Genomic DNA, 15,450 nt, shown 5'->3' with positions numbered 1-15,450 from the left:
CGTTAAATGACATCCGCCAGAAGCTCTGGCAATTTCTTAGCAACATTCGTTGAAAGTGCTACGATCCACTCTTCACACCGCCACGCCGGTGCTGGTGATTTAGGGTCGTGGAACTACAACTCTCGACATGACTGCCTTTTCAGCAAGGGATGGGCAACTCTCTATCTCGGACAGGCAAGTGGGTAATGCCATCCCCGTTGATGTTCTCAAAAGCGATCTCTGTGTAACTTTACACCCAGCTGCCTCGCCAGATCCCAGGCTAACGGGGTGATGGCCACACTTCTCGAAACAGACAATTCCCGCTGGTCGCGCTTGTTGGCGGCCAAAACTACGCGTTCGTTGACGATCCCTTCGTTCACACGGCCGACGCTGCTCATCGCCCCCTTTTTCGCTTGACGGCGCAATCTGGTAAGCACCTCGTCGAAAATACGAACCGTTCGGTCGATGTCGGCTTTGGTAATCACCAGTGGAGGACGGAATTTCAAGCAGTTCCCCAAAGGCCCGGATAAACCGATCAGGACCCCGCGCTTCTTCATTTCATCAGGAATATACCGCGCAATATCCGTGGCGGGTTCCTTGGTGCCCTGGTCCTTGACCAGTTCAACACCGACAAACAGTCCTTTCCCTCGGATATTGCCAATCATCGGGTGCCTTTGGGCCAACTCTCCAAGTTTCTTGCGCAGATGCCTCCCCATTTCGTTCACATGGGTTGGTATGTTGTTTCTGCGTGCATAGTGGATCACCGCCCTGGCGGCTGCGGCGGCAACGGGATTGCCGCCGAATGTATTGAAATAAATGTCACGCTTTGCCCAATAGTCAGCAATGGCGCGCGTGGTGAAGACAGCGGCAACCGGGTAGCCACAACCAAAGGGCTTGCCGCAGAAAACGATGTCCGGGATGACGTCGTATTGCTCGAAGCCCCAGAATGTGCCTGTTCGGCAAACCCCTGCCTGCACCTCGTCAGCAACGCATAGCCCGCCCGCTGCGCGTACCTTGCGGTAGACCTGTTGGAAGTAATCCGCAGGGGCTTCAAGAACGCCATGGCTGTCGAAAATCGAGTCGCAGACGAAGGCGGAAAGCCCGTGCCCGTTTCGCTCCAACGCGTCGATGGCGGGGTAGAGCAGATCGGCGTATCGACGGCCTAAAGTCGCGGGGTCACTGTTGGCGGACGTAAACTGTCCGCGATATAGGTTGGGCGGCGCGATGGCCTGAATGTAGTCCGGGCGATTAGCAGCAGGGTAAGTGCCTGTGGACATCTCGCCCACCAGCTTTGAATTGCCATGATAGCTGTTTTCCAGCACCGCGATCCCCGTCTTCCCGGTCACAACCCGCGCGATCCGCATGGCCAGTTCGGCGGCCTCTGTGCCGGAGTTGACGAAAAGGCAGACATCCAGCTCGCCGGGAAGCGTGGCCACTGCTTCTTCGGCCAGTTCGATGACCTCTTTGTTGAGGTAGCGCGTGTGGGTGGTGAGCGTGGCGTAGGCCTTTGCGATTGCCCGCGCCACATCGGGGTTGGAATGACCCATCGACTGCACATTGTTGTAGAAGTCGATATATTGACGTCCCTTTTGGTCAGTCAGCCGTGCGCCCTTGCCCGAGACGATCTCGATCGGGTCCTGATAGAATAAGAAACTGCCTGCGAAATGCTTGGCCCGCCGGGCGATCAGGGCTGCGCTGGTGGTCGATTCCACGTCATAACCGTCGAATTTGACATGGGCCAATTGGTCGGTTTCGAGCTTCAGCTCACTTGGGGACGACATCTTGTGCTCCTGTGTCTTCCGATGTGCGGCGACGCGGCAGAATCGCGGGAATATAGAGATTGAGATAGGCGATGGTGGCCCGTTTTGCCTCCAGCGCGGTGCCCTTGGGCAGTTCGTTGGACCGAATGAATTCGGAAACCAGAACAGCTTCGGCAATGTCGAGCATGACGACGAAGGGTTTCAGGCCACCTTCTATTTCTGGCAATTCGAACCCCTGATCGATCATCGTATGCACGCGTTCCGCAAAATCGACGCCACGAGGGCGCCCTTCGGCATAGCGAACTTCAGGGAGCACCTTGTGTGAGAGGCGAAGCTGTTGCAGCACGCGGCTGTCCCGCAGACAGCGGGTGAAACCGTCAATGATCTGCTCAATGATTTCTGACCAGGCCTGCGCGGCCTCAGGCTTTATGGCGCGCTCAACCTCATCGAACATCCATTCGGTGTGGGTGATCTGGAGCGCAGCGAACAAATCACTGATATTGCTGTAGAAAGAATAGGCGGAGGCGACGGGAATCCCGGCCTCCTTCGCCACATCGGCCAGCGATATCTGATCGATGTCGCCGCGTTCCAAAAGCGTTTCTGCCGCTGCCTCAAGCTTCAGGCGGCGCGCTAAACCGCGCGCTTGCGGGCCACGTTTCGCTTTGTGTCTCGTCCGAACTGTTTTGTCCATCTCGCCATCCGTTCCACAGTGACCTTCGGCCAACCGCTGACACTGCGCCAAACCCCGTCAGAACGGTCTGGCGCGCTGCCAAGTCACCTTCATATAATAAGAAGGAATTCGAAATAGGAAAGGGCAAGAGGGGAAAAATTTGAATCTTCTCTCTTTAAATCCGAAAATATTCGGATTATATGCCCCATCAGGTACCTGAAGTGCCCCGAACCGGAATAGCAGGATGACTTGGTGAACGGATGCAAAGCGACATCGACAAGGAACTTCTCAACCCGTTGATGGATCGGGCGCAGCGCGCTGCGTCGAAGCTGTCGGACATGTCCATTGGACAAATCGAGAAGATCGTGCGTGCCGTCGCGCAAGCCGCTTCGGAGCAATCCGAATTCTATGCAGAATGGGCGGTGCGCGAGACGGGATATGGTCGCGTCGCCTCAAAGATCGAAAAGAACCGCCTCAACAGTGTGCCATGGCTCACGGCTGATGTTAGTGAGTACATTCGCCCGCGTGTTCTGACCGAAGAAAAAATGGTCGAAATCCCCAAGCCTGCTGGCGTGATCATGGCGCTGATCCCGGTGACCAACCCGGTATGTACGGTGTTTTTCAAGTCGCTGATCGCGTTACAGACTCGCAATGCCATCATCCTATCCCCCCATCCGGGTGCCAAGGCATGTTCAACACATGCGCTCAACTTGTTGCACGATGCGGCGGTGGCGGCGGGTGCGCCGCCCCATGCGCTCCAGATTATCCCCGAGCCGACGGTCCCTTTGGTGCAGGCTCTCATGGCTGATGAGCGCAACAATCTGACCTTGGCCACGGGCGGCCCTGCCATGGTGCGAGCAGCCTATTCCTCTTCCAATCCTGCCATTGGCGTTGGTCCTGGCAACGTACCCGCTTATGTGGACCGTACCGCCGATATCGAGCAGGCCGCTGCGCGGATCGTGCGCTCCAAGAGTTTTGACAACTCGCTTTTGTGCACCTCCGAGAGCGTTGTTATCGCCGATCTGCGTATTGCGCAGCGGCTCAAATCCGAACTTGTGGCCAACAAAGCCCATATCGTCGAATGCAGTGAGCAACGCCGCAAGCTACGCGAATATGTCTATCCGGATGGGCGGTTCAACGTTGCCGTTTTAGGCAAAGATGCCGATGTCATCGCCACAGGCGCCGGAATCGACGTGCCCGAAGGGACTTTGGTTTTAATTTTGCCGATCACGAGTTTCGGGCGGCATGAGCCGTTCATTAAGGAAAAGATGTGCCCCATCCTTGGCTACATCGAGGTGGGCAACGCGCGCGAGGGGATCAAAGTGGCTCGTGCCATGCTTGACGTTATGGGCAAGGGGCATTCCGCTGTGCTGCACGCCAATGACCCGCGGTTGGCCGTCGAATACGGACGCGCTTTGCCGGTCTGCCGGATCTCGGTGAATGCCGAAGGGGTGCTGGGGTCCAGTGGTGTGGTGACCAATCTGAACGCTTCGGCCACCATCGGGACGGGTTTCTTCGGGCGCAGCTCGGTGGACCGCAATGTAGGCGCTGAAAGCCTCGTTCAATGGACCCGCGTCGCCTACAACACGGACCCTTCGGAGGTATTGGGCGACATGGAGGGCGCGGTCCGTGACAGTCAGGCGGCCATCGAAGCAGCCGTAACGCCTGCCTTGGCAGCCGCCGCTGCTGAGCCAGCGACCCACCTCGCAGGGCTTGATCGCGACCTGCTGAAATCTCTGCTTCGGGAAATCCTGACCGAAGAGTTGAGTGGGTCAAAGACGCCATGAACAACGCCGCCGACTGCATCCCAACCCGAATTGCACAGGCCCATTTCACAGCCCCCCCAGCCGGGAGAAGACCTATGAGCACCAACCTTGCGTCCCTGATCCTCGTTGATCAACTTCAGCCCGCCACGGCCGCTCTTTTGACCGTCGCAAACCGAATTGGTGCCAAGGTCGAGGCAGGCCGCTCGTTGCTTCTGTTCGAAGTGCAGCCCACGGGTGCGATTGAAGCGGTTGCCGATCATCTGCAAAAGGAAATCGAAGCCGAACCCGTAATCTTTCAGCTTGACGGGCGTGTGGCCTACCTGGGCGTAACCTCGCCGTCGATCTCTGATCTGCGGGCTGCGGTGGAATCAGTTCTCGCGGCCTTTGATCTGCAGCTCCCGGATACGGCGGCTGAGGTGATCAGCAATTTCCGGGTCTCCAACCTCTCCGAGGCTCACGCCCGGATCACTCGCGCGGTTACGCGTAACGAGAACGTGGCAAAGGGTCAGAGCCTTTTGACCATTGAATGTTTGCCCGCACCGCTGGCGATACACGCGCTTAACGAGGCGGAGAAGGAAACGAACTTTATCCCGGTGGACATCCGGTTCACCGGTTCCATGGGGCGTCTGAAAATTGCTGGCAGCGACGAGGAAATCCAATTGGCACAGTCCCGTGCCTTGGCAGCAATCGAGGTGGGCGCATGAGCGAGCTACGAGGGCTGCTCAAACAGCTCGTTACAGAGATACTGAAGGAAGAACTTAGGGCCGCGAGCGTACAGGACAGATCGACCAAATCGGGCGAGACCGACCCGCATTCGGCCTTGTCCGCGTCCGGTGCAGAACGAGGCATCGTAATCGACGGGCTGCTCAGTGAACGTGTGGTCAAGCGTCATGCAGCAGCGGGTGCCACTGTCTTGCTGCTCGCGCCACGTACACCCGTGACACCGCGCGCGAGAGAAACCCTGCGCGCCCTGGGGCTGAAACTGAAACTATTGGATGAGAGGTAGCGAGATGCTGACCGGTAAAATCACGGGAAACCTTTGGTCCCTGCGTACCGTCGATGACCTGCCAAGCGGCACGCTGGTTGAGGTCGATCTGGATCACGAGGCGGGGCGGATCATAGCCTATGATCCATTGGTCTGCGCAAAGGGAGAAAAGGTTCTTGTCACCACCGGCGCGGCCTGCGCCGCCCACTTCCCGGCAGGGGCACCCATCGATGCGTTGATTATCGCCTCATTGGAATAGCCCGGTCGCGAACGCTGCAAATGGCAGACGGAACACCGCCCACCCACTCATGAAACAGTTACAGCAAAAAATTGGAGAACATCATGTCGAACTCTGTCGGACTTCTTGAAACCCGCGGCCACGTCGCTGCCGTCGCGGCACTGGACGCGATGGCCAAAGCTGCCAATGTCAGCCTTCTGCAGACCAAGGAAGTGGGTGCTGGCCTCGTCTCGATCTCGGTCAAGGGCGATGTGGGTGCGGTGAAAACCGCCATCGAAGCCGGTGCGGAAGCCGCTAACGCCATCGGCGAAGTGGTGGCCACTCATGTCATCGCCCGTCCCCATGCGGAAGTCGAAGCGCTGGTCGGCCTGACTTAACCTGCGGTCCTGCCGCTTCAACCACAACGCAGGCGGGGTCCGCTTTTTTGGGTTCGGCCCCGCTGGGAGACAGACACATGACGGATTTCTTTACCCGGCCTCTCGGGGAACAGCTCGCAGCCATGGAAGCGGCGGCCACGCAGGCGTTGGACGCTTGGGATCTGAATGCGGGCACGCTATCGCTCATCAAACACCGTGAAAACGCGGTGTATAAGCTGGAACTGAAAAACAATGCGCGCTATGCGCTGCGCGTCCATCGCCCCGAGTATCACTCCAACGCTGAGTTGAACTCGGAACTGTTGTGGACGACCGCACTCAACGAAGCTGGCGTTCCAACTCCCACAGTCATCCCCGCTGCCGACGGTACCCTGTTCAAGACCGTAACGCCCGAGGGGCAGGCGCAGGCGTTCCAGGTTGATATTCTGTTGTGGTCAGAGGGGACGCCCATCGGCAATTTCGAAGAGGGCACCAATCTCGACGTTGATGGCTTGGTCAGCGTTTTTAAGGAAATCGGCAGACTCATGGCGCAGGTTCACAAGCACGCCACTGAATGGAAACAGCCCGACGGTTTTACCCGCCACGGCTGGGACATTGACGGCCTGACAGGTCCGGATCCCTTCTGGGGGCGTTACTGGGACTTGGATTTGCTCAGTTCCGAACAGAAGGACCTGATGCTCAAGGTGCGCGAAAAGCTGCGCGGGGAGTTGAAGGCCTTTGGAACAGGAAAGGATCGGTTCGGTCTGATCCACGCTGATCTCATGCCCGAAAACATCCTGCAAACGGTCGATGATATTTGCATCCTGGACTTTGACGACGCAGGTTTCGGCTGGTTCATGTATGACATTGCCACCTCGGTCTTCTTCCATGCCGACGAGCCCCATTTCGACGATGTCGTGGGCGCGCTGATTGAGGGATACAGCGCCGTTCGCGAGCTGCCCGAGGAGCATATTGCAATGCTGCCCAGTTTTATGATGGCAAGGGGCGTTGCGCTTCTTGGCTGGGCGCATACGCGCAAAGAAACTCAGACCGCCAAGGACCTCGGTCCAGTGGTCGCCGAAGGCGTTTGTGCATTTGCCGAGCAGTACCTGAGCACCTGAACTACCGTCGGCATCTCTAAGGTATTTCGCTGCGGGAATGCCGTCTCTCAGGCGGGCATCGTTAAGGCACAAATGGCGATGCCTCGCCTCAATCTCCTCTGCTTTCAGCGGCAGTTCACCAGACGCATTGCCAACTTAATCGGCGGAAGACACAGGATCTGAAAGTCAGAAATTTTCAGGCGGTCTTATCGGTTGCATAGCAGATCAAAGGCCGACAGGCATCCGACCACGGGTAATGAACGGATGGTACAATGTGTTGTAGCGGCATGGTCGAAAAAATGTGTTGATCTGAGCGCGCAATAGGAAAGCATCACGTGTGAGCCAATGACCTGAATCTGCTTACAGTTTTCTCTCGCCTTCTTGTCTGCCAGCGCGACGCTTCTGTCGCGTTATTCAATCCTGTGCGCGCATAGGGATCCGTGTCAGGTGCTACGACCTTGATCAGCTTGAAATTACTGCGCTGTTTATCGAGTCGCGGCCACGCTTTGCCTGGTGACCGCATTTCCTTTTGCCACGCGTCGGGTGTTTCTCGGAACTGCAACAGGTCATCATGGCGCAAGTGCGCGCAAATAGGATATGGCACTTCCGCAATTGGGCTCCAACCTGACCTTCTCTGCGGGCATACCAGTCGATGATATACTTCGGTGCCAACGTCGGGTTGGCGGTGTGGCAGGGCGTGGCGGATCGGAGTAACCGCTGTGACAATCACAAACTTACCTGCTATTCGAGCTTGTCGACCTGCCTGGAACAAGGGGCGCATAGTCGGTCAGAAGCGACCGCTCAAGCCGAAGCATGTCTGGGCGATCCGGGTTCGACTTGAACTTGCCGAGAACCATCGCGATCTGGCGCTGTTCAACATGGCCATCGACAGCAAGCTCCGAGGCTGTGACCTTGTAAAGTTGAAGGTCGTCGACGTCATGGCATCGGGTCAGATCAAGGAACGGGCTTCGGTCTTGCAAAGCAAGACCCAAAAACCTGTTCGATTTGAAATTTCCGAGGGTACGCGTGCCTCCGTCGCGAAGTGGATGGAGGCCGAACTGATGGTTGGTTCTGAGTACCTTTGGCCAGGCCGATTTCATGAGCGGCTACATATTTCGACGCGACTGTATGCCCGAATTGTTCGCGACTGGGTGACGTCCATCGGCATAGAAGCGAGTGCCTACGGAACGCATTCGATAAGGTGCACCAAGGTCACCCAGATCTACAAGAAGGCGGGCAATCTTCGCGCAGTGCAGCTCCTGCTAGGTCATACCAAGATGGACAGTACCGTCTGATATCTCGGCGTCGAACTCGAAGACGCTCTGGCAATCGCAGAAGCTATTGAAATTTGAAAACGCTGGGCCGCCTTCACAGGCGGCCCTTAGCGGATGGAGTGGGTGGCTCCTGCTCCACCGGCGTCGCAATGCGCCATACTGCAGTTGTCTTGGACTGCTAGGAAAGGAGCCACCCAATGACAGTTAGAACAGTTGGACTGGATCTGGCCAAGGACGTTTTCCAGGTTCACGGGATTTCGGCTACCGGCCGCAAGATTTTCAATAAGAATGTCAAACGCGCGAAACTGCTTACGTTCTTCGAGACTCTTCCACGCTGTGTTGTCGGCATGGAAGCCTGCGGCTCCGCCCACTATTGGGGCCGTGAGCTCAGCAGGTTGGGCCATGATGTGCGCCTGATGCCAGCGGCCTATGTCAAACCCTATGTAAAGCGCGGCAAGACCGACGCCGCTGATGCCGAGGCAATCTGCGAGGCCGTCCGTCGGCCAAGTTTAAGCTGGTCCGCGCTAGCGGATTGAACGATCCTGGGGATCGTTCAAAGGCGCAGAACGCGGTTCGTCGAAGTGAAATCCGAAGACCAGCAAGCAATCCTGGCGCTGCACCGCACGCGGAATCTCGCGGTCCGGCAGCGCACGCAGCTGGCGAATATGATCCGAAGTCTACTGCGCGAATTCGGCCATGTATTGCGGAGCGGGATCGAGGCTGTGATCGCCTTCGCCAAACACCACCTTGAAGGGGAACGACCCGATATGCCGGATCTGGCAAGCGGCATTCTCGGCACGGTCTGCTACCAGTTTCTTGGCGTTCACGAGCGCGTTGAAGGTTATTCGAAGATGATCGAAAAATACGCGCAACTTGATGCCAATGCCCGGCGCCTGATGCGCATGCCTGGGGTCGGCCCGATTACCGCCTCCGCCATCGTGGCGACCATCGGAGATGCTAAGCAATTTCGGACTGGGCGCGATCTTGCGGCGTGGCTAGGCCTGACACCACTTAACAAGTCCAGTGGTGGAAAGGAAAAGCTCGGCAAGACCACCAAGAAGGGCGACCGTTACATCCGAAAGCTCCTGATCACCGGCATGACGTCCCGTGCGCTGATGGGCAGGAAGCATCCGGAGCGCATAGATATCTGGAGCGCCAGAATCCTCAGTGAGAAACCGTTTCGGTTGGCGAAGGTCGCGATGGCCAACAGGAGCGCCCGGATCATCTGGGCGATACTGACGAGGCAGCAGGAATACCGGCAGCCGGTCGCCTGATCGGATCGACCTGCCAGAAATGCAAGACGTTTGGTGTGATGATGCGGACTTAAGTCAACCAAAAGTCAGGGCACTCCGACCAATGTCGCGGCCCCAATCGAGGTCGTTTAGCCGATAGGAACCTTCCTTGCGAAACTCATCAAGGCCAGCAGCCAACAACTGGCTGCGCGAACAGGCCGAACACACGACGGTACTGACGGACCGCTGCTATCAACGCAGAAAACACTTGCAATGCAGGCGCCACCCACACAGGACCTCCACCGTCATGCCAGGCTTCGCTTATGCAGCAAGATGGAATAGCGGGTAAGCGGACATTCTTCGCGGCTTATTGAAAATCAAGGAAGCGCAACAGTGCTGCCTCACATGGTTTCAGCGGTCGCAGGTGCATTTCTTGTAAAGGGATTCGCAAATGGACAAGAGCGAATTCGGAAAAGCATAACACCCGCATTGATCAGTCCAGATTAAGCCCCAAGATTGATCGTAGTGTTTACCCGTCGAATACCTCGCCACTAGGATGGCAGACATCGTAAAGGATATGAAAGCGCTGCGACTTGTAAAGCCCAACCCAGCCAATACCTGAGACAAGCCCTTTTACAACGCGAATGTTTACCGTCTTTGTCTCATCCAACATCTCTCGCATCTTATCAGGAGCATCCTTAAAGAGCACATCGCAGGCAAGTTTTAGATCAACTTGATCATAGGGAACTTTGGTTTCGCCTCGACGGCCGAAGGTAAACGTTATCTCGTCGTCAGCAGATTTCTCGTACTGTACGGGCGACCAACCAGTCAGCTGTCCCGGGTAACTCCAGTCGAAAACAAGTTGGTCATCGAAGGCACGGCATGCTCCGTCCTGGACCTGTACTGGATATATGTTCGTTGGAGCACCGCCTTCCACTTCAAAGAACCTAAAGCCGAGACGGTAAACATCGCCACGAGTGACCCCATCGGGTGGGTCCGGCAATTTTGTCAGTACAGAGCCGCAAAGAGAACGAAGCAACGTACCGGTAACAGTGAATGTGACTTTGTCCGACCCTCTAATCCGTAAGGGGTTCACTTTCATGTCAAGCGCATACTCGCCTAACAAGGTGGACCACGTGGGATCGTAACTCTGCCAAGTGAGAGTGCCGCTGGTATATTTTGGTCCTGCTTTTCCTACTGCGGGGTCGCCCATTAAGTAGGGTTTGCCGAATACCACCAACAGACCTAAGGCGCCCCAGATCAAGATAATCCCAACGGGAAACTTCCTTTTGGGCGGCGATTGAGAAGGAATGTGTGTGGATTGCACTCCGGCTCCGGTGTGGTCGGGGCCAATTGAATTATCTCTTGATGACATGCGTTATGTTGTTCCGTTGGACCCGTCAGATTGCAGCAGGTCACTTCTATGCTGCCTTCTTTGCTGGCTGAGTTCAGGGAAGCTCCTACTTACTAAACAGAAATCACGTTGGCTCCCCTAGGTGTTTTGTCCCATTGTATGGTGGGTTGGGCCGACCCTGAAGCGGTTCGGTTCGTTTGTCCAGATTTTGCAGATGTATTCGAGCGGTGTCAGCACCGGCAGTGGCTGCTGCCTTTCTCTGCTGGACGTGCCGATTGATGGTAAGAGCCCACACTTGCCGTTCCCGGTCTATTTGACTGCTGCGTTTGCATTCGTCGGGTTTGGGTCACATTGCAGACCTTCAAGGTTTGATTGATGAACTCACAGGACGCGGACAGAGCACCGTTTCTTCTTTGGCGCACTGACGACTGCTATCCTTACTTAAATGATATTGTTGAAGTGCAGGTCGTATGCGAATACCAGTTCCAAAAATGTGGATTTGATAGTGACAAAACCAATACTTCGCCGCCTTACTCCAGACGACTCGTCAGTTCTTAGAGCTTTCTGGGGGGAAGCCTTGCGAACAGCGCCAGAGTATTTTCTTCTCACTCGCGAAGAACTCTTGGCGATCCCTGAGGCGACCTTTCAGAGCGGTATCAAGAACGGCGTTTACATCGGGGCTTTTGACAAAAATGACGAACTCGTCGGCTTCGTGGTTGCTCGGCGCGGCGGTGTTGAACGGTTGAAGCACACTGCGGATATAGGTCCGTTGTATGTTGCCGCCAAATCTCACGGACAAGGCATTGGCCGTTCGCTTATGGAGACAGTGTCTGAGATGCTAAAAGATGACGGTCTGCTTCAAGCAGAGTTGACAGTTGATGCATCCAATCATCGAGCAATCACACTCTACAGAGCGCTGGGTTTTGTGGAGTTCGGCCTTCGCCCGCGCTCTGTAATAATTGAGAAAACAGAACGCACCGACCTCATGATGCTTTGTACGTTCGATGGAACACCTTTAAAGAAACCTCTTTTGTAACTCTCGCACAGCTTCCGTTCGTGCCACGCGTAGCATCGGTCGATTTGGGCTATTGGCCGCCGTTCTCTTCGGATCGTTTTGACTAGCGGGAAGAGCCCGTACCAGACCTTTATCTGACCCAGTCAATTTTGGCCATGATGGAGTAGTCTTTTGCAGGTGTCTCTGCGACTCTTCCACATGCAACAAGGCAATCAGTGCGAATTGTGACGATGTCGCGTAATTGAGGGACAGTCTGGAGTGCAGCAAACGCACAACCTTGGCCAGCGTGTTCACCATTCGCGGGTTCCGATCAATTCTCAGAGATACTGGTTCAGTTTCGACACTGTAAACGATGCGTTTCCAAAAGAATCGTGGACACAATTTTGACGCAATGCCAAGCTGCAACCGCGGGCGGCATATTTTTATTTTAGCACGTTCTGGTTTTCTAACTGGTCATTCGAGGGGGTAATTAGTGTGGTGTGCCGTCCCACGAAATCTCCACAAGGCTTCGTTTAACCTAACCTATCGTATGCAACCTGAATGGCTTTGTTTCGTTTCAATGGTCTGAGCAGGTTTCCGGGCGTTTAAAAAAATCGCCCCTTTTGGTCTTTCTGGAATCAACCATTATTTAACATAATTCGCATTTATCACTCTTCTCGAAACGCTTGGTTTACCTGATCAAAAAGTGGCTTGGACAGATAGCTGATTATCGTACGGTCTGAAGTGGTTAGATAGGTTTCTACAGGCATGCCGGGGACAAGCTCTTGGTTGCCGAGCTTCGCCAGCTCATCCGGCTCGACCGACACTGTTACCCAATAGAACGACTGGCCAGTTGCTTCGTCGACTGATGTAGAAGCCGATACATCAGCCACCGTTCCAACAAGTTCGGGCGTGGTGCGTTGATTGAAGGCGGAAAACCGAACTTTCGCCGGTTGACCGATGTAGACCTGGTCGACGGCACTTGGATCGATACGTGTGCGCAGTACAAAGCCCTCATCCAGCGGCACGACCTGCAGGATCAGCCCGCCCGGAGGCACAACCCCGCCGATCGTGCTGAACTGCATTTCGTGCACACGCCCGCTGTTTGGCGCGCGAATATCCACACGGTCCAGCTGTTTGCTGGTTGTCAGAATCTGTTGCCGCAGCTCTTGAATGGACGTGATGGTCTCGCGCAGTTGCGTGACGACCTCTTCCTTGGTCTGTCTCTGCCCTTGCAGCATCTCAAGTTCAGTATCGCGGATCGAGTTTTGAATGCGCGCAAGCTCGGACTTGTGTTCGGCAATCTGACCAAGCAGGTCGGCTTCGTTGCGCTGAAGCGACCGAAGTTGGCTGGCAGGTGCGAGGCCCTTGCCCGTCAAGACTGCAAGCGCCGCAATTTCTTCATGAATATAAGAAAGCTGGCGCTCCTTTGAATCGATCAGGCCATCCACACCTTTGGTCTGGTTCTGAAACTGTCTGATTTTCTCAGACAGTTGCTCTTTCCTCCCGCTTTCCAGATCGCGCCGGGCTTGAAAAATCTGCTGCTGTCCAGCCCGGTGAACCTGTGCGGCAATCTCGTCGAGCAGAGGATCCAAGTCAGCATTGGCGATTTCCACCGCATCCGTTTGCTCGGCAACGAGCCTGTCCCTTAAAGCAAGGGCTTCGGACAAGCGTGTCTTATAGATCGCCATATTGGCTTTCAGAAGGGTGTCATCCAATTCAACTAGGACATCACCCTTTTGGACCGGATCTCCGTCGCGAACGTGCAATCTGTCGATGATCCCACCGTCAAGATGTTGCACAGCTTTCGGTCGCCCCTGTACTTCTACCGAGCCCAAGGCGATGACAGCCCCGCTGATTTCCGTGGTGCTTGCCCACCAAGCCCCGCCAGCCACAAGTGTAAAGGCTGCAACCATTCCGATGAGCCCGGGCCAGCGTGTCGACGTCTTAAGTTTGGGTCCCTGCCCGTCAATAGCCACCATGGTTCAGATACCCTCGACTTGGTTTTCAGGCTTGATTCGGGACGCGGGCCGCACGGACCGTTGCAATATTTCTTCTTTATCACCGAATTCCGCAACGCGGCCCGAATGCAGCACAAGCACCTTGTTGACCGCCGAAATCGCGCTGGGACGGTGGGCCATGACGACCACGGTACTGCCACATTCGCGAAGGGTAACGATTGCCCGGGCCAGCGCATCATCTCCTGCGGCATCAAGGTTAGAGTTGGGCTCGTCCAAAATCACATAGCGCGGCTTTCCGAAAATCGCGCGGGCCAGACCGATACGTTGTAGTTGCCCACCCGACAATGGGGCCACCCCGAACCCAAGTTGGGTCGCATACCCGTCCGGAAGCTGCAGGATCATCTCATGCACGCCCGCGATGCGAGCGGCCTCAATGACATCGTCATCCTGGGCTTCGCTGTCAAACCGCGCGATGTTGTCGCGAATTGAGCCTGCCAACAGCTCCAGCTTCTGCGGAAGATATCCGATTTGCCTTCCCAGCGACTCTTCCGCCCATTGGTCCAGCGTTGCACCATCCAGTCGTACTTCGCCCTGATCCGAACCCAACGCTCCGACCAGGATTCGCGCTAAGGTACTTTTTCCGGACGCGCTTGGCCCAATTACTCCAACCGCGTCCCCCGGCTCCAGATTAAAACTCACGTTTTCAAGGATAGGGGGCTGATCACCCCGCCTGTCGCCACGCAGCTTTGTGACTCCAGCGACCATGAGATGACCCGATGCGGGCGGGAGATCGACGATTGGTTTGGTCGCTGGAACGTTTGAAAACGCTGCCTTCAAACGCTTATGTGCTTCCCGGGCGCGTACGACGTTTCGCCATTGTCCAATCACCTGATCAACGGGTGCCAGCGCACGTCCGGCAATGATTGATGTTGCCACAATCATCCCGGCGGAGATCTCTTGCTGTAGAGCCAGATACCCACCCAGCCCCAACAGAGTGGATTGCAGCAACAGACGAAAGGCTTTTGACGCCGCTGCAAAGCCCTCAGCGCGATCGCCGCCGACTTGTCCTGTCGCAAGGCCCGAGCGATGCATGTCCGCCCACTTACCAGCAACCCTGTTCGCCATGCCCAAAGGAACGATCGCCTCTGCGTTTCTTCGGCTTTGCTCAACAAAAAAACTTTCGGTCCCGTCCATCTGCATCGCTTTCGCGTGGTGGCGGTTCGTCAGCCATTGGTTGGCCAGTGCAAGAACAAGAACAACGCCCAAACCCGCGACGGTCAGCCATCCCAGCCAAGTGTGGATGTAGAATACAACAGCCAGGTACAAAGGAATCCAGGGTAGATCAAAAAACCCAAGCATGGATGGGCTAGGCAGGAATCCCCGAACGACAGACAGATCGTTCAGCGGGCGACCAAGTGCCGGTTTCTCGGCCAGGGCCGAGCGCATCCAAATGTTGTAGGCAGGTTGCCCGACCATCTGGTCCAGTCGGTAGGATGCGCGCGACATCAGCCGCGTTCGCAAAAAGTCGTACACGCCCAGGAAAACGAACAACACCAGGACAATCACGTACAGCGCCTGCAACGTCGCCACGGATCCGCTTGCCAGCACCCGGTCGTAGACCTGCAGCATGAACATCGGCCCGGTCAGCATCAGGATGTTTACAGCCGCAGAAAACAGCGCGACCGCTACGAAAGTGCCACGCAGCCTGCTGATGGCGCTTTCGTATATACTCGTTTCCTCATGGCCCGAAGGCGTCGGAAGGTTCATTGGGCGAAAACTCCCGT

General features: G+C 56.0%; 13 protein-coding genes and 1 pseudogene. 9 read left to right on the top strand and 5 right to left on the bottom strand.

Annotated features, from left to right (window positions below):
* Window positions 1-206 precede the first annotated feature (206 nt).
* Complete coding sequence (locus tag MHN28_RS20020) at window positions 207-1,760, bottom strand: aspartate aminotransferase family protein (RefSeq protein WP_239344344.1); 1,554 nt, start codon at window positions 1,758-1,760, stop codon at window positions 207-209.
* Window positions 1,744-2,430 carry a TetR/AcrR family transcriptional regulator gene (locus tag MHN28_RS20015; RefSeq protein WP_239344343.1) on the bottom strand — a complete coding sequence of 229 codons (687 nt, stop codon included), beginning with the start codon at window positions 2,428-2,430 and terminating at the stop codon, window positions 1,744-1,746. Before MHN28_RS20015 ends, MHN28_RS20020 begins: the two co-directional genes overlap by 17 nt.
* Before the next feature lie 239 nt (window positions 2,431-2,669).
* Between MHN28_RS20015 and MHN28_RS20010 the strand changes: the two genes are divergently transcribed.
* The 8 genes and pseudogenes from MHN28_RS20010 (at window position 2,670) to MHN28_RS19975 (ending at window position 9,399) form a co-directional block, all read left to right on the top strand.
* On the top strand, window positions 2,670-4,196 hold the full coding sequence (locus MHN28_RS20010) for an aldehyde dehydrogenase family protein (protein WP_239344342.1): 1,527 nt from the start codon (window positions 2,670-2,672) through the stop codon (window positions 4,194-4,196).
* A 74-nt stretch (window positions 4,197-4,270) separates the two neighbouring features.
* Window positions 4,271-4,879 (top strand): hypothetical protein, encoded by a 609-nt coding sequence (locus tag MHN28_RS20005; RefSeq protein WP_239344341.1) that lies wholly within the window; start codon window positions 4,271-4,273, stop codon window positions 4,877-4,879.
* Window positions 4,876-5,181 (top strand): hypothetical protein, encoded by a 306-nt coding sequence (locus MHN28_RS20000; protein WP_239344340.1) that lies wholly within the window; start codon window positions 4,876-4,878, stop codon window positions 5,179-5,181. Before MHN28_RS20005 ends, MHN28_RS20000 begins: the two co-directional genes overlap by 4 nt.
* The gene (locus MHN28_RS19995) at window positions 5,171-5,419 is read left to right on the top strand and encodes a EutN/CcmL family microcompartment protein (RefSeq protein WP_239344339.1); all 249 of its coding nucleotides are present in this window, start codon (window positions 5,171-5,173) and stop codon (window positions 5,417-5,419) included. Before MHN28_RS20000 ends, MHN28_RS19995 begins: the two co-directional genes overlap by 11 nt.
* Window positions 5,420-5,502: 83 nt before the next feature.
* A complete protein-coding gene (locus MHN28_RS19990) occupies window positions 5,503-5,775 on the top strand; it encodes a BMC domain-containing protein (RefSeq protein WP_239344338.1) in 273 nt (90 codons plus the stop codon).
* 77 nt (window positions 5,776-5,852) lie between these two features.
* Entirely contained in the window at window positions 5,853-6,872 is a 1,020-nt protein-coding gene (locus tag MHN28_RS19985) for a phosphotransferase enzyme family protein (protein ID WP_239344337.1), read from the top strand.
* Between the two features lie 698 nt (window positions 6,873-7,570).
* Complete coding sequence (locus MHN28_RS19980) at window positions 7,571-8,146, top strand: tyrosine-type recombinase/integrase (RefSeq protein ID WP_239344336.1); 576 nt, start codon at window positions 7,571-7,573, stop codon at window positions 8,144-8,146.
* A gap of 176 nt (window positions 8,147-8,322) precedes the next feature.
* Window positions 8,323-9,399: pseudogene (locus MHN28_RS19975) on the top strand (IS110 family transposase).
* A gap of 487 nt (window positions 9,400-9,886) precedes the next feature.
* On the opposite strand, the gene MHN28_RS19970 reads toward MHN28_RS19975, so the two are convergent.
* On the bottom strand, window positions 9,887-10,684 hold the full coding sequence (locus MHN28_RS19970) for a hypothetical protein (protein ID WP_239344335.1): 798 nt from the start codon (window positions 10,682-10,684) through the stop codon (window positions 9,887-9,889).
* A 532-nt stretch (window positions 10,685-11,216) separates the two neighbouring features.
* Between MHN28_RS19970 and MHN28_RS19965 the strand changes: the two genes are divergently transcribed.
* Window positions 11,217-11,747, top strand: coding sequence for a GNAT family N-acetyltransferase (locus MHN28_RS19965; protein ID WP_239344334.1), 531 nt, complete (start codon window positions 11,217-11,219; stop codon window positions 11,745-11,747).
* Between the two features lie 626 nt (window positions 11,748-12,373).
* Here MHN28_RS19965 and MHN28_RS19960 read toward each other — a convergent pair.
* Window positions 12,374-13,687, bottom strand: coding sequence for an HlyD family type I secretion periplasmic adaptor subunit (locus MHN28_RS19960; protein WP_239344333.1), 1,314 nt, complete (start codon window positions 13,685-13,687; stop codon window positions 12,374-12,376).
* A gap of 3 nt (window positions 13,688-13,690) precedes the next feature.
* Window positions 13,691-15,433 (bottom strand): type I secretion system permease/ATPase, encoded by a 1,743-nt coding sequence (locus MHN28_RS19955; protein WP_239344332.1) that lies wholly within the window; start codon window positions 15,431-15,433, stop codon window positions 13,691-13,693.
* Window positions 15,434-15,450 lie beyond the last annotated feature (17 nt).

This window comes from Ruegeria sp. Ofav3-42, assembly GCF_022347725.1.
Taxonomy (GTDB): Bacteria; Pseudomonadota; Alphaproteobacteria; order Rhodobacterales; family Rhodobacteraceae; genus Ruegeria.
The sequence above is the reverse complement of the archived record's forward strand: the minus strand, read 5'-3'. Positions and strand labels throughout refer to the sequence as shown.

Coding starts and splice junctions, on each gene's coding strand:
- MHN28_RS20010 (WP_239344342.1), top strand. CDS start 2,670: ATGCAAAGCGACATCGACAAGGAACTTCTCAACCCGTTGATGGATCGG.
- MHN28_RS20000 (WP_239344340.1), top strand. CDS start 4,876: ATGAGCGAGCTACGAGGGCTGCTCAAACAGCTCGTTACAGAGATACTG.
- MHN28_RS19995 (WP_239344339.1), top strand. CDS start 5,171: ATGAGAGGTAGCGAGATGCTGACCGGTAAAATCACGGGAAACCTTTGG.
- MHN28_RS20015 (WP_239344343.1), bottom strand. CDS start 2,430: ATGGACAAAACAGTTCGGACGAGACACAAAGCGAAACGTGGCCCGCAA.
- MHN28_RS19990 (WP_239344338.1), top strand. CDS start 5,503: ATGTCGAACTCTGTCGGACTTCTTGAAACCCGCGGCCACGTCGCTGCC.
- MHN28_RS19960 (WP_239344333.1), bottom strand. CDS start 13,687: ATGGTGGCTATTGACGGGCAGGGACCCAAACTTAAGACGTCGACACGC.
- MHN28_RS19955 (WP_239344332.1), bottom strand. CDS start 15,433: ATGAACCTTCCGACGCCTTCGGGCCATGAGGAAACGAGTATATACGAA.
- MHN28_RS19985 (WP_239344337.1), top strand. CDS start 5,853: ATGACGGATTTCTTTACCCGGCCTCTCGGGGAACAGCTCGCAGCCATG.
- MHN28_RS20005 (WP_239344341.1), top strand. CDS start 4,271: ATGAGCACCAACCTTGCGTCCCTGATCCTCGTTGATCAACTTCAGCCC.
- MHN28_RS20020 (WP_239344344.1), bottom strand. CDS start 1,760: ATGTCGTCCCCAAGTGAGCTGAAGCTCGAAACCGACCAATTGGCCCAT.